Source organism: Gimesia sp., from assembly GCF_048262075.1.
Lineage (GTDB): Bacteria > Planctomycetota > Planctomycetia > Planctomycetales > Planctomycetaceae > Gimesia.
This window is the reverse complement of the sequence record NZ_JBLXFK010000003.1, coordinates 397,586-419,151: the sequence shown is the minus strand read 5'-3', so window position 1 is coordinate 419,151 and position 21,566 is coordinate 397,586. Positions and strand designations below refer to the sequence as shown.

Genomic DNA, 21,566 nt, shown 5'->3' with positions numbered 1-21,566 from the left:
ATTTGATTTATTGAAAAGGATTAAAGCGATGAAGAACAGATTTGCCAATTATTTTACAGTAATACTTTGTGTCTTTGGAATGACCTTTGTGGGTTGTGATTCCGGTACAGAGCAGGGCACGAAATCGTTTGATGAAGCGGCTCCGGAAGATGTGACCATGGAGGAACATGATCACGGCCATGATCATCCCAGTGAAGGTCCACACCATGGTTCATTAATTGAACTGGGCAAAGAAGCCTATCATGGGGAGCTTGTGCACGATGAAAAAAGTGGTGCAATTACCATTTATATTCTCGACGGTGCTGCCAAATCCAGTGTGCCCATTACTGCCAAAAGTGTGCTGGTCAATGTCAAGCACGATGGGAAAGGGCAGCAGTTTACCCTGGCCGCAGCTCCTGAACAGGGAGACCCGGAAGGCAAGTCATCCAAATTCACTACGCAGGATAAAACATTGGGCGATTTGTTAGATGAAAAAGATACGACTGCCCGACTGGTTCTGGAAATCGACGGTAAATCCTTTTCCGGCGAGATTGATGCCCATGATCACGACCACGATCATGGACATGACGAAAAACACGCTCACTAAAGCAGATATTGCTCAAAATTAAGATGCAGAAACGTCGTTCCCATTGCGGGGACGGCGTTTTTTTATGGTCTCTCCAGGATTTTCGACAATTATTCTCTTTTTTCTGCACGGATCGAATCATTCGTCCCACTAATGCTTTAGACGGTAAACACGATCAGGCCTGTTTGATTACCGAAATGGAACCGTAATATCGACAAGATCAACTCTGATCCTGTTTTATCAAATGCTGACCGTTTGTGGGCCCGGCTCAGTCTGGCTTAACCTGAGGGAGAGAACACTGATGAAATTGATATTAGCTTTAACGACAGTTCTGGGGCTGATGCTCGTCACGGAAACCGTATCTGCGCACACTGCACCGGATGATCTGGCGGCCCGCTGTGTGGCAAAGGTTGATCAGACCATCGATCGTTGTGAAAGTGCTGCTGCGGATGAGACCGCTGAGTGCCTGCATCAGATTCGTCGACTATTGGCTGATGGGCAGGAACAGGCGGCGCGACGTGTAGCGACGAATTGTATTGAGTCAGCGACAGAACGCGCTGAGAAATGTGCGAAATATATGAAACGGCTGTGTAATGAATGCATTGATCAACTCGTCAACCTGGGCGCAACAGAGATGGCGCGGCGGGTGAATCAGGTCTGTGAGGATGCAATCTCAGACATTCGTTTGATCCTGCAACGCGAGAAAAATGCGATTCAGAATGCGATTGACAGTTAAGGGCTGAAAACAATTTCTTGTATCCGGTCTGTCAGCTGCATAAGATGAATCATGCAGCTGACAGATTCTATTTCAGTTCAGGGATTCTCAATCTCACTACGATTGTCGCTTTGGAAACACAGCCTCTCTTTCTTTGCTGAAAATACCATGATGAAACAATCTGCATGAATGTACCCGATTTTTCTCTACTTGATGATCCGCCCAGCGATGTGCCGACAAAACGTGCGCCGCAGGTACATCAAGCCGACAGAGATCGAAGTCAACAGCAGACTCGAAAGTCAGGCAATGCTCATTTAACTTCCGGCAGAAACAAAGAGACCGTGGGAAATAACGAGCGAGCGTTTATCCAAAAGCTCTTGCAACGGGATCAGCAATCCTGGGATGACTTTCTCGGCCGCTACCATAAACTGATTGTCAGTCGGATCCTTGCCGCGTGTCGTGAAAGTGGGAATTCTGCTCGCCCCGACCTGGTTGAAGAATGTGGTGCAGAAGTCATGGCGGTACTGTTTCAGGGTGATCTCAGTAGTCTGAGACAGTTCAAAGGTCGCTGTAAACTCTCTACCTGGCTGGCCGTCATTGTCCGCCGGACGACACTGGATGTGTTGCGTCGTCAACGGAAGGCGAGTGAGAAGATCTGTCCCAATGACAGTCAGTTCGATATTGCGACCGTTCCGGATTCGCTGCCGGAAAAAAATCAGGAAGACCAGTCAAGCGAACAGCAGCACCTCGCGCATTCGATGAGTCAACTCAAGGACGGGGATCGGCGGGCATTGGTATTGTATTTTGATCTGAAGCTAAGCTATGCAGAAATCGGCAGACAACTGGGGATTTCGGAGAATGCCGTCGGCCCCAAGTTACACCGTGCACAACAAAGACTGAAAAAAATTATGCAGGCGGGAAACCGGAAATCATGAAAACAGGGACGCCTTCACTTCTGACTTTAATCAAACTGCGGGAAGGGCAACTTTCCCCGGCAGCAGGAGTGACTGTGCGTGAACAACTGGCGGCGGATTCAAAGTTACTCAGACGCTGGAAGCTGCTTTCTCAGGTAGCCGAACAGAAACTGGAACTGGAAAGTACATTTGAAAAATCAGTGTTCAATGCGGAGTTGATTGCCGCCTATATAGAAGAACGCATGCCTCCCGAAAAGCAGAAGTCGTTTGAATCGACTTGCTGGCAAGAGAGAGCGTTGATCCGCGAAGTACTTGCTGCTTACCAGGCTGACCGGTTTGAAGAGTCTGCAACAGCCATACCCGAAAAATATTCGCAACAGGTAATGCAGACCACTCAGCGAATGTCGAAGTTCATCCATCAGGAATTGCGAAAAAGTGAGAAACTTGATTCGCCTGTCAGCTATCTTGGCTCAATTGAAGATCATGAACAACCCGTCGTGTCACAGCCGCCTGCAGAGCAAGTTCGCCTGGAGAAATCTTCGGATCTGCCATTCTATTCCTATTCTGCCATCAAGCATCAGAAACTCATTTATGGGGTGGTAGTGGTGCTGCTCATGGTTCTGCCTGCTTATGTCATTTGGAATCGGCAATCTAAGGAAGTCGAAGAAAACTCAATCGTAGTCAGTCCTGAGAATAAACAGATGCCCGTCCCTGTTGTTCCGACACAGACAAATCAGCGGGATTCAGATCCTGAAATGGTCGTTGTCCCCACAGATCCGCATCGCGGGAAACGACCGCTGATATCTCCTGCTGTCGACCATAAGCTGCAGTCACCTCCTGTTGTGGCGCAGAAACCTGAGATGGCAGGTTTGCAGCTTGCAGATGCATTTTCCCTTGACTGGTCAGAACTGGTGGGGATTGCCGGTATTCGCAATGATACCCGTTCTAACTGGCAGGGAATTCTGGCTGCAGGACAGGAACCCCATCTGAAGGCAGGGTCGCAATTTGAATTACGCACACTTCCCTTAAGCTGGATGCAGGCGAAGTTTTCTTTGGGAGAGAAGGGGGCTCAATCAGAGTTTGTACTGGACGCCGACACTGAAGTCGAACTGATGCTGAAAAGAGCGAACCAGAGTACTGCCCATGGTCTACAGATCGTTTTGGATCTGAATTTACACTCTGGTCAGATTGCCTTTTCTCAACTTTACGCTGGTACTGTCATTCATTATCACACACAATCGAGAGGCTGGTTATTGGAGATTCAACAGGATGATTCGGCAATCGCTTTTGTGCAACAGGAGCCCGGTCAGAGTGAGCTCAAAGTGTTCTCAGGAACTCTGCGCCTCAGCGATACGACATCGCGCGAAGAGTTGACTCTCAAATCTGAGCAGATGCTAAAGCTGAAAGCAGAGCGAATCAGTGTGCCTTTGAAACTTTCTGGCAATCAGCGCTGGCGAACAGGTCCTGCAAAATCATTTCCGTTGAATTCCACATTTGTCGCGGAATTAAATCACAGCGAGGATCTGCTGGCTGCTCTAATGCAGATCTCGCCCGATCGTTCAATGATTGAGCAACAGTCTGGTGTCAATCTGGGAATTGCCCTCGATCCTCTGTCAGCGGTTCTACAGGCAACAACCTCCCGATCTGAGCTACAGCGAACAGCCGCCATCGACTGGCTGTTAACGACGAAAGACAATGCAAACTTAATAGCCGTCTGGAAGCAGATTGCTCAAAATACAGGTGAGAATACTGCCTCTCCTGCCATTCAAACCTGGTTTCAGGTTGCGCGGGGCGAAATTCCAGCTGGTCAAACTCTCTTGGCCGATCTTTCTGCTGGCCTGGATGCGAGGCAGCCCTTGTTTGTCCGTCAAAGTTCGATCCATTTTCTGCGACAGATTACCAGGCAACCATTGGCAGAATACGATCCGGATTCCCCCTCTCCGGTTGCCATCAACAGTATCAGGCAAAAGCTCAGACGACTCACTGGGACGAAGAATCGTTCTGGTGGAAATACCCCTCGCCGTCAGCAGTAAGCTGCCCCTCGGGATTCATAGTATAAGAAATCTTGATACTAAGTATTGTTCATTATATTAGACAGAGCAGGGGATCGCATGCTATACTGCCGATATAAGGAAGCAGACTGTGTCCAGTTTTTACTGTAGCGTCTCCAGAGGCATTGGGACCGAGTATGTTAGTACGACAGGCACAATGCCAACATGTGATACGCTCTCGAATGCAGGTTCGCGCCCCACTTCCAGAAGTGATTTTGGTTGATTTTCAGGTTATATAAGATGAAACAGCAATCGAACAGACGGCAGGCCAGTCAACGGCCAACAGAAGCATCCCGGCGCGAATTCATGCGAATCGGCCTGGGAGGCTTCAGCAGCCTTTCTCTGCCCGGATTATATCAATTGCAGGCCGCTGCGGAATCACAGGGTAAGACGCCGGTGAAGCCGAAAAAAGAGCGGACTGCGGTCATTCTGGTCTGGTGCCGTGGTGGCGTCAGTCATCTGGATACCTACGATCCCAAACCGGATGCTGCCTCCGATTATCGGGGACCTTTCTCGCCCATCGCTACGAAAACCAATGGGTTGCTGCTGAGCGAACTGCTTCCGCGGCATGCACAGATCTCAGATAAGTTTACGGTCCTGCGTTCGATCACTCATACTGGTGGCGGACACCCGGCTGGTTCACTGCAGGTTCTGGGAGGCGATCCGGATCGCATTGATAAACGCAAACCCAAACTGCCCGACTTTATGTCGGTTGCCAATTTTCTCCGTCGCGATTCAGACAATGCCTTACCCAATTATGTGGGTATCAATGCCATCACGAATTACGACAGCTTCCAGATTGCCGGTCCTACTTACCTGGGACCGGGGTCCGGTCCTTTCCAGATTGGTGGCGACCCCAGTGCACCTGACTTCAAGGTTCCCAATATTGGCCTGACCGATGCCAAACAGACCGAGCGGCTGGCGAAGCGGATTTCTCTGCGTCAGCAGTTTGATCAGTACCGGCGCGACCTGGATCTGGATGGCTCAATGGAAGCGATGAATCAGTTTGAAGCCCAGGCGACAAATCTGTTGACCAGCAAACAGGCTGCAGATGCCTTTGATTTAAGTCGCGAGCCTGAACATATTCGTGAGCGATACGGCATGCATCAATGGGGGCAGCAGTGTCTGATGGCGCGACGACTGGTGGAAGCGGGTGTGGAAATCATTACGACCGAACTTTCCGGAAAGCTATGTGGTCGGGTACGAAACTGGGATGACCATGCCGTTAATCACCATGTGTTTGACGCCATCAAATATCGGGCACCGTTCTATGACCAGGCAGTTACGGCATTGATTGAAGACATCTACCTGCGGGGTTTGGATAAACGTGTACTGGTTGTTGTCGCAGGCGAATTTGGTCGGACGCCTCGCATTTCCTACTCAAAAAGCACGGGAGGGGGAATTGGCAGCGGCAGCGCGGGAACGACTCAGCCGGGACGCGATCACTGGCCGAATGCGAATTCAATGTTGTTTGCCGGGGGAAATATTCAGACAGGGCAGATCATCGGTGCTACGGATGGAAAAGGGGAAGGCCCCGTGGAACGTGCCGTAGGACCCCATGATTTCCTGGCGACCATCTATTCGCATCTGGGCATTGATTACGCCAATACGTTTTTACCTGACTTCTCAGGTCGTCCGACACCGATTGTCATGCACGGGAACGCCATTCCTGAACTGGCAGGTCGCGCCTGATCATACTGCCTGGCTCAAATCAGATCGAAAAAAACGCCTCGCAGCAGTGGTACTGAGAGGCGTTTTTTTGATTAAGGTTTACCCGAGATCGCATACAGGCGGTCAAAGGAACGCAGGTAGATCACACCCTCACTGATAGCAGGTGTGGAATAAAAGGTGCCCGGCAGTTCATTTTCCGAGATGATATCTCCACTCGCCGCATCAACAACGGTGCAGAGGCCTTCGATGCTCTGAAAGTAGACTTTTCCATCCCCGGCAACCAGGGAAGAAAAATATTGCCCCTTCATTCGTTTTTTCCAGACAGGGTCGCCTGTCTTCAGATCCAGGCAGGTGGCCACGCCATTCTGACTGATCATATAGAGTCTGTTATCGAGTACGAGCGGGGTTGAAGAATCGGGAGTCGCGACATCAAATTTCCAGAGTAGACCTGATTGCGTGATGTCACCTGACTTTCCATTCTGAAATGCTTTGATATATCCCAGGCCACCGCCACCGGGATTTCCGGAAGTCGCAATCACGGTAGTACTATTCGCGACAGGGGCTGCAATGATACGACCAAAGGGACTGGGAATATCCAGGCCTCCTGCGATCCAGAGCTGTTTGCCTGTCTGGGGATCATAGGCGTTCACATGATCCGAGCCGGAAACCAGCAGTTCTGTCCGATTGCCATTTTGAAAAATCGTGGGTGTCGAATAGGCGTCGGCACCATCTTTTTCAGCAGGCAGTTTTCGATTCTGTTTCCAGACTTCTTTCCCAGTCAGTTTATCAAAGGCGACGACGTATGAAGGGCCTTTGGTCATGCAGGTCACAAACAGTAAGTCACCCCACAGGCGGGGAGTGGACCCCATACCAAAAGTGATATCGTAGGCCCCGTAGTCTTTGACCATATCCTGTTTCCAGACGATTTCCCCCGATTCCACATCCAGGCAGACCAGTAAACCTGTCCCAAAGAAGGCCCAGATATGCTCAGCATCAGAAATCGGGCAGGGCGTGGCAGCGTTATGACGATGAGCCCAGAGATTCCGGGGACCTGGTGCCGCCAGGGAGCCTGTTCCCACTTTGACCTTATGAATTTGCTGACCACTCTTGCGATCGAATGACAAAACCCAGAGCCCATCATCATCCGTCTTGGTGGTGACATCAACGCGGTTGGTTGTGATGGCAGGTGACGAATTGGCACGCCCCGGCAATGCCACTGACCAGAGAATGCCCTGCTCAGCAGACCATTTTTCCGGCAGATTCTTTTCCTGCGAGACGCCACTTCCGCTGGCACCACGAAATTGAGGCCAGGTTTCTGCCTGAGAATAGTCAGACATTAAAAAGAATAACAGGCAAACAGTTAGGGTCATTCGTGAAAATCGCATCGAACACTCCGAGGGGATTAAATAGTAAAAGTTGAGTCGCTTGAACCGGTGATTCCATGAGAAAAAACTCAGCGATGATTTACTCTTCTCGCTGCGGGCGAGTCATCAGTGTCTGTGTCGCATCTTCCGGAGACTTACCTTCAAACAGCACCCGAAAGATTTCTGTGGTAATAGGCATATCCAGCCCTTTCTCTTCCGCGAGGTCATACACACTGCGTGTCGTGTTCACTCCTTCCGCGACGGCCTCCATGCTGGAGACGATGGCTTCGCGTGTTTCTCCCTGTCCCAGGCGTTCACCCAGACTGCGGTTACGGCCGAACGGACTCATACAGGTTGTAATCAGGTCTCCCACACCAGCCAGTCCGGAAAATGTAGATGGTTCGGCACCAAAGGCAGAACCGAAACGGTTCATCTCCACCAGGCCTCGCGTCATGATCGCTGATTTGGCATTGTCGCCGTATTTGCCTCCATCACAGATCCCGGCGGCAATCGCAATCACATTTTTCAATGCACCTGCCAGTTCAACACCGACAATATCCACGTTCGTATAGACGCGAAACCGGTCTGTGCTGAACAGTTTCTGAGTCTGTTTCGCCAGTTGAATATCACCACTGGCGGCGACCACGCTGGCAGGCAGGCGGCGGGCGATTTCTTCTGCGTGGCTGGGCCCTCCCAGTGCAACGACAGGGCGAGGTCCCAACACATCGGCGATGATTTCACTGGGGCGAAAAAACGTTTCCTGTTCAATCCCTTTTATCACACTGATGACCGGTGTGACGTTCTTTAAATGGGGGGTGAGTTTTGTTAAGGCCTGCCTGAGGAATTCGGTCGGGATCGCTACCACCAGATAATCTGCATCAGAGACAGCTTCATCAACATCAGAAGTCACCTGGATCGATTCTGCCAGAGGGACTCCGGGTAACAGTCTTTTATTTTCCCGGTGCTGTTGCATCTCTGCTGCCACTTCCGGTTTACGGACCCACATGGAGACTGCAATGTCAGATGATTCGCTGAGTAGTGTTGCGCAGGCGGTTGCCATACCACCGCCACCCAGGATTGCCACTTTTGTATCCATAAAACTTTGATCTTTCATATTCAGAGAATGAAATTCAGACTTCGTTACAGTTGATCGGAATCCCTCCTGACATGTGCTGCATGACAGGCAGAATACCTATGATCCTAATACTTGTAATATAACGAGAATTGCCGGGTAAGCCAAAGAAGACAGGAATACTCAGTCGATTGTATTTCTGACAGGAACATTCCGGGCCGAGATTGACTCCCCCATTCCCTGCAAAAAACGAGTTTTGACGAAAATTTCCTATAATTCTCATAACCAGAACAGTAGATCTTTTTGGCAGCGGATGACAGAAATAATCCCTGCAGAGATCAAAATTTCACACATTACCAGAAAACGTAACTTAAGGTTTGGCTGGTAAGTCAATCTTCAAGGAGCAATCTCATGAAACAGGTCACCGAGCAACAGTCCGCTACCTTCCAGGATCGTCGTCAAGGTCGGGATGACAGTCGCCCAGACGGAGTGAATGAACGACGTCAGTTCAGTAATTCGTATAACTCCGAAAACGAGGAAGTCAACGAGTTGGCCCAGGCGATCGACCAGTACAAATTACGTCATCGCCGTCGCTTTATCACCTTCGAAGAACTGCATTCAGTAGTGACCAGCCTGGGTTATCACAAATAGCCGACTCGTTACTTTGGATTTCAGCTCTGATTAGAAACTGTTCTACATGCTCCAGAAGAGGGTGTCTGTCAGAGATCAAGCTCGGACTGACTGCACTCATCTCTCATCACCGCATTCTCGGTTCTCCCACAGGCGGTCGTAACGCAGCTGGCGTGAAAGCAAATCAGGCTTACCTGCGTTGATTCATTGCACGCAGGAACACGAACATTGCTGTTCCCCGCTCGGAATGAATCGCGTCATCAGGTCTCGTATCAGAGACTGTTCCCCGTAACGTAAGGTCCTCGCTCCGATCGTTTTGCGTTACGCCCTCATATTCAAATTCGCAGATCCCTCCTCTGACGGGCAGAAAAACCTCTGGAATTTCTCTGGAAAATTCAAACTATTCCTCAAGTTTACTGCTGAATGCCTTCAGATTGATGTTGACCTAATTGCCTGTATTTGGAAAATCCCCTCACTAAACCACCCCAACACAGAAGAGTTAGCCACAGCGTGTTGCTGGCTCCCCATTCAGACAGAGCGCTTCTGCTCGCAAACTGATTAATCCTATAATTGCAGGTTGAACATTGAAAGCTTCCCTTCTTTGTCTTGCCATTGTTTTCTCCGCCAGCATAAATCTGAATGCGGCTGAATTAACTACTCTATATACGCCCGCAGAAGACTTTGAGGCTGTAATTCGTGCTCAAAGTCCGCCGCCAACATATGAAGAAACGTCTCCGTATGGCACAACGGTGCCTCCGAATGGTGGCCAGTTCATAGATCCAAATGCACAGCCCTTTGACCCGAATATGGGGGGAGGCAATCTGTATGGAGCACCACAACAGGGGTACGATCCATTTATGACACCAGGCGCCGGCATTGATCCTTATGCGGCTCAAGGCATGCCTGGAGGCAGCTATCCTGCAGGCATCAATGGTCCGCAGCCTTATCGCTTTGGCTGGTCTTCGAAGTTTGAATTTGGCTTCTTGCCAAAGGCACGAACCTATGTCCAACCGGGGGGAGCACCTGGCGGAAACTTTGCTGTGTTCGAAACAGACGTTGATTTGCAATATACGACTCCCACCCGGAATGGCTGGATTTTTACAGCGACTCCCGAGTTTGATTACCGTGGCTGGGATGGTCCCCAGTTCGTCTCATTACCAGGGGCAGGGTACCGTTTCGGCAGTGATTTGCAGATGTCAACACCCGCCAATGGTCTGTGGAGTGTCCAATTAGGCTTCACACCTGCTTTGGCTTCTGACTTTGGCAAGAGTTTGAGTTCACATGCCTGGCAGTTTGATGCTCGTGTCGTTCTGTTCTTCCGACCTTCTGATACCTGGATGTTTGCCGCTGGTGCCGCATACTGGGACCGGGTCGGCGATTATGTCATTCCTTATGCAGGTGTCGTCTGGACTCCCAATGATCTGTGGGAAGTTCGAGCCATGTTCCCCAAGTCGCGCGTCAGCCGCTTCATGGGTAACGTCGGTGATAAGAGCGTCTGGCTTTACGGTACCTTCGAATATGATATTGAAGCATTCGAAGTGGAGCGGGCCGGCGTGAATGGTCGCGATCAGGTCGAATTCAAAGATTATGTCATGATGCTCGGTATACGTGGGGACAATGGCTGCATGTCTCTGTTCCTCGAAGCAGGGGGTATTCTGAAACGTGAAGCTGACTTCAGACGTGGTGGCGGATTTGACATCAAAGATGGTTTCATCGCCCGTTTTGGTGTGCAGTTTTAATCGAAACGATCAATTCATGCTGAGTGAATGCCGACTGACATTGGTCATGGTTTGAATTGTGCCGTACACCCATTGAATTGCTGATTAAAGGAAATCCATCGTGAGTCGTCCCGCCGCTGTGATTCTTGCTGCCGGTAAAAGTACCCGGATGAAATCAGAGCTTCCTAAAGTTCTGCATCCGGTTCTGGGCCGTCCCATGATCGAATATGTTCTGGATGCTGCCCGTGCTGCGAACTGTGAAAAACTGGTCGTGATCGTCGGGCACAAGGCTGATGAAGTCAAAGCGGCCCTCGCTCATCACAATGATATCGAATTTGCCCTGCAGTCAGAACAAAAAGGGACCGGCCATGCAGTCATGATGAGTGCCGAAAACCTGGCGGACCATGATGGTCCCGTGCTGGTTTTAGCCGGTGATACTCCTTTATTGAAAGGCAGTTCACTCTCAAGATTACTCGAACTGCAGGCAGGAAATCAGGCTGCCTGTGTCGTCGGTACGGCGATCACCGAAGCCAACCAGGGGTTGGGACGTATCGTGCGCGATACAGGAGGCCAGTTTCTGCGAATTGTGGAACAAAAAGATGCCACACCCGAAGAAGCAGCGATTGAAGAAATTAACACAGGCTGTTTCGCATTCGACGGACGCCAGCTGTTTAGCGCGTTGCAACAGCTGAAGCCTGATAACAGCCAGGCTGAGTACTATCTGACTGATTGTGCTGAGATTCTGCTGAAAGCAGGTCAAACGGTAAAGGCATTTCCCGTCTTTGATATTCAGGAAGCTATGGGCGTCAATACACAGGAGCAACTTGCCGAAGTGGCTGAGATTCTGCAAAGCGATGCTGTGGAATAATTGACAGGATTTTCCCTGTTTCTGCCTTCGTCAATTTCAGTAAAAAATGCCCACGCATCGGCTTTTGAGCAGTTTCGTACGAAATCGAAAGCTCATGCTTGACTTCTAGCACTCGATAAGCGTGAATAGGGATGTAAGCTTGACCGCTCGTGTCGGGCATTGCTCACTATTGTTCCCGCTACCCTATGTATTGCATTACTGCAGGCATCGTTTTCAATGTATGATCATCTGACTCTTCTCAGTGGACGAGCTCATCCCCAGCTGGCCGGAGAAATCGCAGAATATCTGGGAATTCGTCTTGCTTCCGTCGAATTATCAAATTTCCCTGATGGCGAAATCAGTCTGAAACTCAATCAGAATGTCCGTGGTCGAGATGTATTTATCGTCCAGCCAACCTCACCTCCGGTGAACGATAATCTGATGGAACTACTGATTCTCATGGATGCCTGTCGGCGTGCCAGTGCAGAACGAATCACAGCGGTCATTCCCTACTTCGGATATGCCCGGCAGGATCGGAAAGACTCAGGTCGTGTCCCGATCACGTCCAAACTGGTTGCCAATCTGATCAACGAAGCGGGCGCAGATCGTGTCCTGGCGATGGATCTGCATGCAGCTCAGATTCAGGGATTTTTCGATACCCCGGTCGACCATTTGTACGCCGCACCGATACTCGATCGCTACTTCAGATCACTGAATATTCCTGACAAAGACCTCGTTGTCGTCAGTCCGGATGAGGGGAGTATCAAGCGAACCCTGCAGCATAACAATAATATAGGCGGCACCCTGGCGATTGTTGATAAACGCCGCAAAAATGCAATCGAAACACAGCAGGCGAATATTATCGGCGGTCCGATTGAAGGCAAAGTGGCCTTGCTGTTTGATGACATGATCTCAACCGGCGGTTCTATCGTCGGGGCAGTTAATGTGGTGAAAGAGCACGGTGCTAAAGAAATCTATGTAGGGGCCTCGCATGCAGTCTTCTGCGGACCTGCCATCAAGCTGCTGAGCGAAGCGCCTATTAAAGAAATCGTGGTTACCAACAGCCTGCCGATCCCCGATCAGGACAAACTTTCCAATTTGAGAACGATCTCCATCGCACCACTGCTGGGTGAAGCCATCCGCCGCATCCATCGAAATGAATCGGTCAGCCATCTGTTCGATTGATTTCCAGGGGGAATAGAAATCCGCTGTGGCGAGATTTGACTCAGAAAAGAGACTGATATGGCTCTGCATGAACAGGACCGCGAAGACCTGATGCGGGAAGCGACGGCCTTATTTCCACGTGCTGAATTTCAGGTGGAACATCAAGAGGACCCCTTGTTCTGGGGGCAGAAGAAGAACGGTCATTTTTCTTTCTATTTTGGCAGTGATCCGGTTTATCAGTTTGATCAGAATGGTTTTCTCCGCCGCGCTTTTATTGACGGACAGCTTTACCGTACTCAGGGAAGTACACTGGCCAGACTGACGCGGGTGCATGATTCTGCCGAGTCGGTTCTCCAGCGATACGACCTGACAGAAACAGAACTCGCTGCCTGTCTGCAGAAAATGGGGCAGCGTTTTCTGCAACTGGATCTGGTCTGGCAGGATTCTCAGAAAGTTCAAATACAGCAGTCATTAGCAGACTGCTCTGAGTTGGAATTACACGATCTGATACACAATCAGATCAGCCAGGTCCTGCAACACGCAGAGCAGCTCGCACCGCGTATTCGTGGAAAACGCTGATACAGAAAATGGTTGAAAAATGCGAAAACTGATTATTGGTTGTGGTTATGTCGGGCTGACCGTTGCCCGGGAATGGGTGGAGCAGGGGCACCAGGTCTTTGCACTGACTCGCTCGGAAAACAACGCACGCAAATTTACGGAGTCAGGCATCCAACCCGTTCTGGGAGATATCACGCAGCCAGAATCACTGGAGAAACTACCGGAAGCGGATACAGTGCTCTATGCCGTCGGCTTCGATCGCACCTCCGACAAATCCAGGCGAGAGATCTATGTGAACGGTCTGGAATCTGCATTGAAGGTACTTCAACAGCGGACTCAGAAAGTGATTTATCTTTCCAGCACGAGTGTTTATGGACAGTCCGCCGGGGAGTGGGTTGATGAAACTTCGGTATGTGAACCGGAACGGGAAAACGGTCAGATTTGTCTGGAAGCCGAACAGTTATTTGATCAGTACGGCTTTCTGTCGACTTCAGTGTCCCAATCGAAAGCGGCGACGGCCGTCATTCTCAGACTGGCAGGCATTTATGGACCAGGCAGGTTATTGGCCCGGATGGAGCAGATCAGAGCCGGAGAGCCTTTGGCGGGGCGTCCCGATGCCTGGTTAAACCTGATTCATCTGTCAGATATAGTTCAGACAATCCAGAAATGCGATGCGAATGTTCATTTGGAAGACCGCTATCTGGTCAGCGACTGTCGCCCCATTACCAGGCAGGAATACTACAACACTCTGGCGCAATTTCTGAAGGCACCTGAGCCCCGGTTTGAGGCGGCTATTCCAGGGGAAATGAGCAGGAAATCGACGCGATTCAACAGCACTGAGCGCGCAGCGGGATTAAATAAACGTTGTAGTAATAAAAGGTTACGGGATGAACTGGGCGTAAGGTTCACTTTTCCGACCATCGCAGAAGGCCTGCCGGATGCTATTGAAAATAGCTGACTGAGCGTTTCCACATTTGCTGCTCACTTTTGATTTGATTGTCAAGTGTGTATGCTGTGGCATAACTGTAGGCATGAAACTGTTTTCTGTTCCAGCCATTTCTGAAGCTCTCTGAATCTCTTAACTACTCTTAACTTATGTCCAAAACTTACCAAGTCACTCCCGTTTCAGCCCCCATTCAGGGAACTGTCAGACCTCCAGGCTCCAAAAGCATTACCAATCGCGCATTGATTGTCTCTGCATTGGCACAAGGTACGACTCATCTTACGGGAGTTCTGGATAGCCAGGATACGCAGGTGATGATCGAAAGTCTGAATCGCCTGGGGATTAGAGTCGATCACGATCCGGAGACTTGTTCCATTGAAGTGGAAGGCTGTGGCGGAAAAATTCCAAAGCAGGAAGCCTCGCTCTGGCTGGAAAATAGTGGAACCAGTATTCGTTTTTTAACTGCATTGTGTGCTGCCGGTGAAGGCGAGTTTGTACTGGATGGAAATACGCGTATGCGGCAGCGTCCGATTCAGGATCTGGTAAACTCCCTCAAACAACTGGGCATCGATGCTAACTGTGCAGAAGACACAGGGTGTCCACCAGTTTGTGTAAAAGCTCACGGGTTGCCGGGCGGAGAAACTTCCATCGCTGGGAACGTTTCCAGTCAATATCTAAGCGCATTGCTGATGGTCGCCCCTGCTGCACAAAGCCCCATTACGATCACTATTCAGGGGGAGATGGTATCGAAGCCCTATCTGGATATCACATTGGGTGTCATGGCTCAATTTGGCGTGACCATTGATCGCATACAGGAGTCGGTCTGGAAAATCCAACCACAAACGTATCAACGATCTGTAGCCTATGACATTGAACCAGACGCTTCTGCCGCCAGTTATTTCTTCGCTGCCGCCGCGATTACTGGTGGCCGCGTTACTGTCGACGGTTTAAACCAGGATGCTTTGCAGGGGGACATCAATTTCATTCGGGTTCTCGAAGATATGGGCTGTGAAGTCAAACAGGAGCGACACAGTATCACCGTACAGGGAAAACAATTGCACGGGATCGATGTCGACATGAACGATATCAGTGATACTGCACAGACACTGGCAGCAGTGGCTTTATTTGCAGAGGGGGCCACAACCATTCGCAACGTGGGACATATTCGGCATAAAGAAACCGATCGGCTGTATGCTATCGCCACTGAAATTAAACGAATGGGGATTCAGGTAGAAGAAACTGAGGATTCAGTCACGATTCATCCCGGTTCGATTCAACCTGCGACCATAGAAACTTATGATGACCATCGTATGGCGATGAGCTTTGCACTCGTTGGCTTGAAAGTTCCCGGAATTGTGATTGCTGATCCGGATTGTACGGTCAAGACCTACCCCCAGTTCTTTACTGACCTGGAACGCTTGTGTGGTCAGTCGTCGTGAAAAAGAAAAACGTCTGGCAGCAGAACGCATCAGCCGCAGACGCTGATGAATTACCGATTCCGCAGTATTTTCGCTCCGCGCGGGAACTGGCTTTTTTCCTGGTGGAAGAATATCGCCGCAGTGATCAGTTCATCTCTGATTCCATGCAGCAGTGGGAACGACGCATCGACCTGTCTTCAGCGGACTGGCGCCTGGCCATGGAGATCAGTATTGGCGTAGTTCGCAGGCAGTTAACACTGGATACGATTATTGAAAGCCAGTTAACTCGGCCTCGTGAAAAAGTGGAAGCACCGCTCTGGACTCTGCTGCAGATTGGTGTGTACCAGCTGGTGATGCTGGACCAGATTCCTGATCACGCCGCTGTTTCCGAAACTGTAGAACTGGCCGGTAAACTGCATCGCGTGCGCTGGAAAAAAATGGTGAATGCCATCCTGCGATCGATTACACGTTTGATGACAGCAGACATCGCTACTGAACCGCAGTCCAATGCGATCCCGCTCAGTACAGACCGTTATCGCTGTTTTTCGGTCGGCCTGTTTCCGAGTCCGATCGCAGATTCAGCCAGCTACCTTTCGAAAGCCTTCAGTTTCCCGTTACCAGTCATCACAGACTGGCTGGAACGTTTTAGTCTGCAGCAGACCATGCAGATGGCGCAGTGGTTTAATCAGCGCAATAATCTGTATTTGCGTACCAATGTCTTACAGGCCACCCGCGAAGAACTGCTGGAGGAACTGCAGGCAGAGGGAATTCAAGTCAGTCCGGGAGATGAACCACAGGCGATCCGACTGGAAGAACCGGTCGCCATTGAAAATCTCGTAGGGTTTGCTGCAGGAAAATTTACGATTCAGGACCAGTCAGCCATGGCTGCGGGAAACCTGCTGCAACCTCAACCAGAAGAAACGGTCTGGGACATGTGTGCTGCTCCTGGAACGAAAACGACCCACCTGGCCGAATTGATGTTTAACCGGGGAACGCTCATCGCCACTGATGTCTCCCATGATCGGCTTGAGAAAATTGAACAGAATGCCTCAAGACTGGGGCTGACCTGCATTGAGACCCATCTGGCAAATCAACACGAAACAGCATGGTCAGAGAACCAGTTTGATGCGATCCTGGTCGATGCGCCTTGTTCGAATTCCGGGGTACTCGGAAAACGACCCGAAGCCCGCTGGCGACTGGATGAAGTTTCTTTGAAGGAACTGAATCAGATCCAGCGCGATCTTTTAGAGCAGGCGTTCCAGCATTTGAAACCTTCAGGCAGGCTCGTTTATTCAACCTGTTCCTTCGACCCACGCGAAAACGAAGAACTGCTTCAGGAAGTGCTGCAGAATCATCCCGGCCGAAAACTGGTCCAGGAAAATCGTCATATCCCCGGCAGTCCCTGTGATGGCGGATATCAGGCATTGATTCAGTAATTACCAATATGTGTTTAAATGTATATTCTTTTGGTGGTTTAGGGTTGTAATGTGCATAATGCCAGCCGGAAAACAGGTGAAACAGGCCTTAATGGTTGCCGTTTCCCTAAACAGATTGTAAGATTCGGGTTTATGAAATTTGGCAATAGCTTGTGTGAATAAACTCTATTGTCTGCTTCCATCTGCGCGCCTGCTGCAATAAAGGAAAATAGTGTGAGTGTCGACGAATTAATTGACGTAAAAAGTGTGTTGCAAAGCTCTGAAAGTGTAGGCTACTCAGACATAGAGCGATTGTCACATGTTGTCTGCTCCGATCAAGTTGCAGAGTTGAACAACGAAGTGCAGTCGCTGATCCGAAGTATTTCAGAAGGTCAGGCATCAGCCGGACTAAGTGCCCGGGCTGGCATTGCTCTGCATCTTTTGGGAAAACACAAAGAAGCAGTCACGCAGCTTGAAAAAGTGCAAGACAACGCGACGGCCTGTTTTTATCAGGCTGTTTCACTGATCGCACTGAAACGATATTCCGAAGCAGATCAGAAACTGGAAACGGCATCCAAGCTGGGTTACGACTCCATTGAATGTTCTCTGCGTCGAGCGGAAACCCTGCGTCTGGTTGGAAAACTGGATGAGGCGGAATCCGTTCTGGGAACGATTTCCAAGGATGCTGCCGGCCGGGCTGAATATTCTTTCCAGATGGGATGTATTCGCTCGGACCGAGGCGATCTGTACGGCGCCATCGAATACTTCGAACGTGCCGTTGATATGGATCCTCGCCATTCACGGGCGATTTTCCGTCTGGCGGGTGAGAATGCATCTCGTGGTAATGACGAAGATGCCATTCGCCTGTATGAGCAGTCACTTTCCAGTCCACCATTTTACCTGGGAGCGATCCTGAATCTGGGACTGTTGTACGAGGATATGGAAAACTATCCCGCTGCGGCATTCTGTTTCCGCCGTATTCTGGAAGCAGATCCCACCAATGAAATGGCTGCGATGTACCTCAAAGACATCGAAGCTGCAGACAACATGTATTACGATGAAGAGACTGCCCGCAACGAAGCCCGGATGAAGCAACTGCTGGATCGTCCAGTGACCGACTTCGAACTGTCTGTCCGCAGTCGCAACTGCCTGCACGCGATGGATATTCATACGCTGGGTGATCTGACACGTGTCAGCGAAAATGATCTGCTGGCCGGTAAAAACTTTGGTCAGACATCGCTCGATGAAATCCGCGAGATGCTTTCGTCATTCGGTCTGCATATCGGTCAGAACCTGCATGAATCATTGGGGACTGAAGGCGGCTATGCTGCTCTGCCTCCCGAACTGGCGGACAACCCTGCAACCGAAAAACCGATTTCCGATCTGGGGCTTTCTGTACGTTCAAGAAAATGCATGTCCCGCCTGGGGATCGGTACCATTGGTGAACTGCTGCGTCGCAGCCCGGATGAGCTACTGGCCAGCCGCAACTTCGGTGTGACTTCACTCAACGAAATTCGGGAAAAACTGACCGAGATCAATCTCAAACTGCGAAATGATTAGTCGATACGCAGGATGTTCACAGCGACTTCAGGAACTGCGGATTGTGTTGAGACAGGCGAAGGCACAATTCGCGTCCTGTGAATTTCAAAGAAGCAGATTTTCTCTCTGAGAAACTCTTGCCAGAAGTTGAGAGATTCAATACACTTCCTTCGCCGGGCTGCACTGGTTAATCAGTGAACCCGAGTTGGGCTACTGTGTCTAAAATAACAGCATTTACATTACCCGGTAGTGTAATGGTAGCACAACAGATTTTGATTCTGTTAGTCAAGGTTCGAGCCCTTGCCGGGTAATTAAAATAAAAAACGCATTCCTGTTCGGGATGCGTTTTTTTATTTCCTCTGGAGCGCGTCACGCTTAACTAAAGCGTCTCGCAATCTAATAGACTCGAGCCAAGCAGCCCTGGAGACGCTACAGTAAAACTGGACACAGTCTAATCTTAGCGGAATGAATTACATACGCTCGCAGGTTTTGATTCCCAGCAGTGACAACCCGTGCTCAATAACACGAGCAGTTAAATCACAAAGCAGCAGACGACTGGTTTTAACCTCTGCTTCTTCCGCTTTCAGCACATGGCAATTGTTGTAGAACGTGCTGAACAGGTTTGAGAGTTCGAATAAATAGTTCGTCAGATAATTGGGGCGTGCTTCAATCGCGACGCTTTCCAGAATTTCTGAGTAGCGGTTGATCTGCAATGCCAGTGCCCGTTCACTTTCATCTACCAGGCTCAGTGAGCTTTGTCTGTCGCGTAAGGTGACACGGTCGATCTGTCCTTTTCGGAAAATACCACACACGCGGGCATAGGCATACTGCATATAAGTGGCTGTGTCGCCTCGATTCGCCAGCATCTTATCCCAGTCGAACATGTAGTCACTGTCCCGGTTATGTTTCAGGTCAGCGTATTTGATACCACCCAGGCCGATGATCTCCGCAATCTCCTGGCGTTTGTCTTCACTCAGTTCCGGGCCATCTGGTTTGGCTTCATCGTTTTCCACCACAATCGCGTAAGCCCTTTGAATGGATTCATCCAGCAGGCTTTCCAGGCCAACGTTATCTCCAGCGCGGGTTTTCAGGGGGCGTTTATTCTCGCCAAGAACGGAACCAAAACTGACATGCTGAAGTTCCAGGTCTGAGTAGCCCCATTGTTTGACGGTAGCAAACAGCAGTTGAAAATGATCGCTTTGCCGGGAGTCGACCACGTAGAGCACACGGTCTGCCTGGAGCTCTTCAGCCCGATATTTGATTGTTGCCAGATCAGTTGTGGCGTAGGTAAAGGCGCCATCCTGTTTCTGAATCATGAACGGGGATTTAAAGCCATCAATAAAGACGCAGATCGCGCCCTGACTTTCCTCGGCCAGTCCCCGCTCTTTGAGATCAGACACCACATTGGCCAGCATGGGGTTGTAGTAGCTCTCCCCCAGTGACATGTCAAAATGGATGTCGAGCCGATCGTATACCGTCTGGATCGCTTCCAGGCATTGAGGCAGGAACTGTTTCCAAAGGGCCAGGTTGTCGGCATCGCCGGCATGCAGTCGTGCCGTCTCTTCCCGGGCCTGTCTGGCGATGTTCGGAAATGCGACCGCTTTACTGTGCAGGTCTTCATTTTGCTCCAGCAGGGTCTGTTTCTCCTGCATTTCCTGCAGTTCAGACTTTCGTTCACCGAGATCCGATTTGAGCTTCTTGATTTCTTTCTGGACTTTTTTGTTGGCGGGATCAGCCGACCCCTCCAGGGTTGCCAGCTTTGATCCGAGCTGCTCAATTTCTTGCTGCTGCCGGGGGATTTTAATTTGAGTTGCATGGTAGTCGGAGAGTTGATTGACCAGTCGATAAAGACGCGCCAACTCGGTGACCGGAGCTTCCTGGAAGGCGGCTTCGTTCAGAAAATGTTTATACCCGAAGATAATCATGCCAAACTGGGTACCCCAGTCTCCGATATGATTGTCGCCAACCACATCATGTCCCAGAAATTTCAGCACCCGGTAGTTAGCGTCACCAATCACGGTGCTTCTTAAATGTCCCACATGCATAGGCTTGGCGACATTGGGAGCGGAAAAGTCGACGACCACCTTCTGAGGTGATTCTGCGGGTACGACTCCCAGTCGTTCATCTGCCACCAGGTTTTGAGTCTGAGTATTCAGCCAGTCCTGCTTGAGCCGGATATTGATGAAGCCGGGGCCAGCGACTTCCAGAGGTTCACAGAAATCGGACAGGTCGACTTTTTCCACGATCTGTGATGCCAGATCACGTGGTTTCAAATCGGGTATTCTGGCGGCCAGGGGCATGGCAAAATTGGCCTGGTAGTCACCAAATTTGGCATCCTGCGATGCTTTCAGCATTTCGATAACTGAAGACGGGTCATCCGTCCATTCGGTTAATACAGGTTCAAATCGGCTTCTGAGTTCTGCGAGAATGTTCATACGACATGCCCGGGGCAGAGACGCCGGGCTCCTTGATTGCGGGAAAGATACGGGCACAGATTCATCTACGCCCAGAATACCGACTGTGAGCCGATATTGGTAGAAACAGCGGTTCTATCAGTTAGAATCCGGGCTGATCGAATGCCAGTCCACTTTTTTGGCGTCAGCCCAGAGGCGTTCGAGGTCATACAGTTCCCGGGCTTCTTCTGTGAAAATATGCAGGACAATGTCCCCATAGTCTCCCAGGATCCATTCGCTGTCCTTGCCTTCGATATTGCGACGGCGTGTGCTCTCGCGTTTCATTAGAATGCGAATTTCCTCGGCGATCGCATTGCTCTGCCTCTGATTGGTGGCGGTAGCAATAATGAAATAGTCAAACAAAGGCGTAATTTTAGCGACATCCAGTACGACGATATCTTTGCCTTTGAAGTCCTCGCAGGTTTTTGCACATAGACAGGCACGTTCCAGACTGGACGCACTTTCTATAGGATCAGATGGTTGAGAAGGTTCGGTGTTGATTTTTGTGACCTTTAGCCTGTTTCAAATA

18 protein-coding genes and 1 tRNA gene are annotated in these 21,566 nt (G+C 50.2%); 15 read left to right on the top strand and 4 right to left on the bottom strand.

Translation table 11 applies throughout. The features are described from left to right. The first annotated feature begins 28 nt into the window (after positions 1-28). The 5 genes from ACN0YH_RS09165 to ACN0YH_RS09145 all read left to right on the top strand — a co-directional run bounded on the left by ACN0YH_RS09165 (position 29) and on the right by ACN0YH_RS09145 (position 5,937). On the top strand, positions 29-586 hold the full coding sequence (locus tag ACN0YH_RS09165) for a hypothetical protein (RefSeq protein WP_417379264.1): 558 nt from the start codon (positions 29-31) through the stop codon (positions 584-586). A gap of 280 nt (positions 587-866) precedes the next feature. Continuing rightward, entirely contained in the window at positions 867-1,301 is a 435-nt protein-coding gene (locus ACN0YH_RS09160) for a hypothetical protein (protein WP_417379263.1), read from the top strand. A gap of 164 nt (positions 1,302-1,465) precedes the next feature. Continuing rightward, a complete protein-coding gene (locus ACN0YH_RS09155; protein ID WP_417379262.1) occupies positions 1,466-2,215 on the top strand; it encodes an RNA polymerase sigma factor in 750 nt (249 codons plus the stop codon). Beyond that, positions 2,212-4,227: a hypothetical protein gene (locus ACN0YH_RS09150; RefSeq protein ID WP_417379261.1), complete on the top strand. Its 2,016-nt coding sequence runs from the start codon at positions 2,212-2,214 to the stop codon at positions 4,225-4,227. Before ACN0YH_RS09155 ends, ACN0YH_RS09150 begins: the two co-directional genes overlap by 4 nt. 258 nt (positions 4,228-4,485) lie before the next feature. Further along, a complete protein-coding gene (locus ACN0YH_RS09145; protein ID WP_417379260.1) occupies positions 4,486-5,937 on the top strand; it encodes a DUF1501 domain-containing protein in 1,452 nt (483 codons plus the stop codon). A 71-nt stretch (positions 5,938-6,008) separates the two neighbouring features. Here the strand turns inward: ACN0YH_RS09145 and ACN0YH_RS09140 are convergent, their stop codons facing one another. Continuing rightward, positions 6,009-7,253, bottom strand: a complete 1,245-nt coding sequence (locus tag ACN0YH_RS09140; RefSeq protein ID WP_417379259.1) for a PQQ-binding-like beta-propeller repeat protein — start codon at positions 7,251-7,253, stop codon at positions 6,009-6,011. A gap of 127 nt (positions 7,254-7,380) precedes the next feature. After that, complete coding sequence (locus ACN0YH_RS09135) at positions 7,381-8,376, bottom strand: NAD(P)H-dependent glycerol-3-phosphate dehydrogenase (RefSeq protein ID WP_417379258.1); 996 nt, start codon at positions 8,374-8,376, stop codon at positions 7,381-7,383. A 387-nt stretch (positions 8,377-8,763) separates the two neighbouring features. On the opposite strand from ACN0YH_RS09135, the gene ACN0YH_RS09130 reads away from it, so the two are divergent. The 10 genes from ACN0YH_RS09130 (at position 8,764) to ACN0YH_RS09085 (ending at position 18,895) form a co-directional block, all read left to right on the top strand. Next, on the top strand, positions 8,764-9,003 hold the full coding sequence (locus ACN0YH_RS09130; RefSeq protein WP_417379257.1) for a hypothetical protein: 240 nt from the start codon (positions 8,764-8,766) through the stop codon (positions 9,001-9,003). A gap of 563 nt (positions 9,004-9,566) precedes the next feature. Then, entirely contained in the window at positions 9,567-10,721 is a 1,155-nt protein-coding gene (locus ACN0YH_RS09125) for a hypothetical protein (RefSeq protein WP_417379256.1), read from the top strand. A gap of 100 nt (positions 10,722-10,821) precedes the next feature. After that, positions 10,822-11,568, top strand: coding sequence for an NTP transferase domain-containing protein (locus ACN0YH_RS09120; protein WP_417379255.1), 747 nt, complete (start codon positions 10,822-10,824; stop codon positions 11,566-11,568). Positions 11,569-11,784: 216 nt separating this feature from the next. Continuing rightward, positions 11,785-12,732 carry a ribose-phosphate diphosphokinase gene (locus ACN0YH_RS09115; RefSeq protein WP_145230596.1) on the top strand — a complete coding sequence of 316 codons (948 nt, stop codon included), beginning with the start codon at positions 11,785-11,787 and terminating at the stop codon, positions 12,730-12,732. A 57-nt stretch (positions 12,733-12,789) separates the two neighbouring features. Next, positions 12,790-13,290 (top strand): hypothetical protein, encoded by a 501-nt coding sequence (locus ACN0YH_RS09110; protein WP_417379254.1) that lies wholly within the window; start codon positions 12,790-12,792, stop codon positions 13,288-13,290. Between the two features lie 19 nt (positions 13,291-13,309). Further along, positions 13,310-14,227, top strand: coding sequence for an SDR family oxidoreductase (locus tag ACN0YH_RS09105; RefSeq protein WP_417379253.1), 918 nt, complete (start codon positions 13,310-13,312; stop codon positions 14,225-14,227). 137 nt (positions 14,228-14,364) lie between these two features. Further along, positions 14,365-15,651, top strand: coding sequence for a 3-phosphoshikimate 1-carboxyvinyltransferase (aroA, locus tag ACN0YH_RS09100; protein ID WP_417379252.1), 1,287 nt, complete (start codon positions 14,365-14,367; stop codon positions 15,649-15,651). Beyond that, positions 15,633-17,066 carry a 16S rRNA (cytosine(967)-C(5))-methyltransferase RsmB gene (gene rsmB / locus ACN0YH_RS09095; protein ID WP_417379251.1) on the top strand — a complete coding sequence of 478 codons (1,434 nt, stop codon included), beginning with the start codon at positions 15,633-15,635 and terminating at the stop codon, positions 17,064-17,066. Before aroA ends, rsmB begins: the two co-directional genes overlap by 19 nt. 213 nt (positions 17,067-17,279) lie before the next feature. Then, positions 17,280-18,605: a DNA-directed RNA polymerase subunit alpha C-terminal domain-containing protein gene (locus tag ACN0YH_RS09090; protein WP_417379250.1), complete on the top strand. Its 1,326-nt coding sequence runs from the start codon at positions 17,280-17,282 to the stop codon at positions 18,603-18,605. A gap of 219 nt (positions 18,606-18,824) precedes the next feature. Then, a tRNA-Gln gene (locus ACN0YH_RS09085) sits at positions 18,825-18,895 on the top strand. Positions 18,896-19,054: 159 nt separating this feature from the next. On the opposite strand, the gene argS is transcribed toward ACN0YH_RS09085, so the two are convergent. Both argS and rsfS read right to left on the bottom strand, forming a co-directional pair. After that, a complete protein-coding gene (argS, locus tag ACN0YH_RS09080) occupies positions 19,055-21,019 on the bottom strand; it encodes an arginine--tRNA ligase (RefSeq protein WP_417379249.1) in 1,965 nt (654 codons plus the stop codon). Between the two features lie 117 nt (positions 21,020-21,136). Beyond that, positions 21,137-21,487 (bottom strand): ribosome silencing factor, encoded by a 351-nt coding sequence (gene rsfS, locus ACN0YH_RS09075; protein WP_417379357.1) that lies wholly within the window; start codon positions 21,485-21,487, stop codon positions 21,137-21,139. Positions 21,488-21,566: the final 79 nt, after the last annotated feature.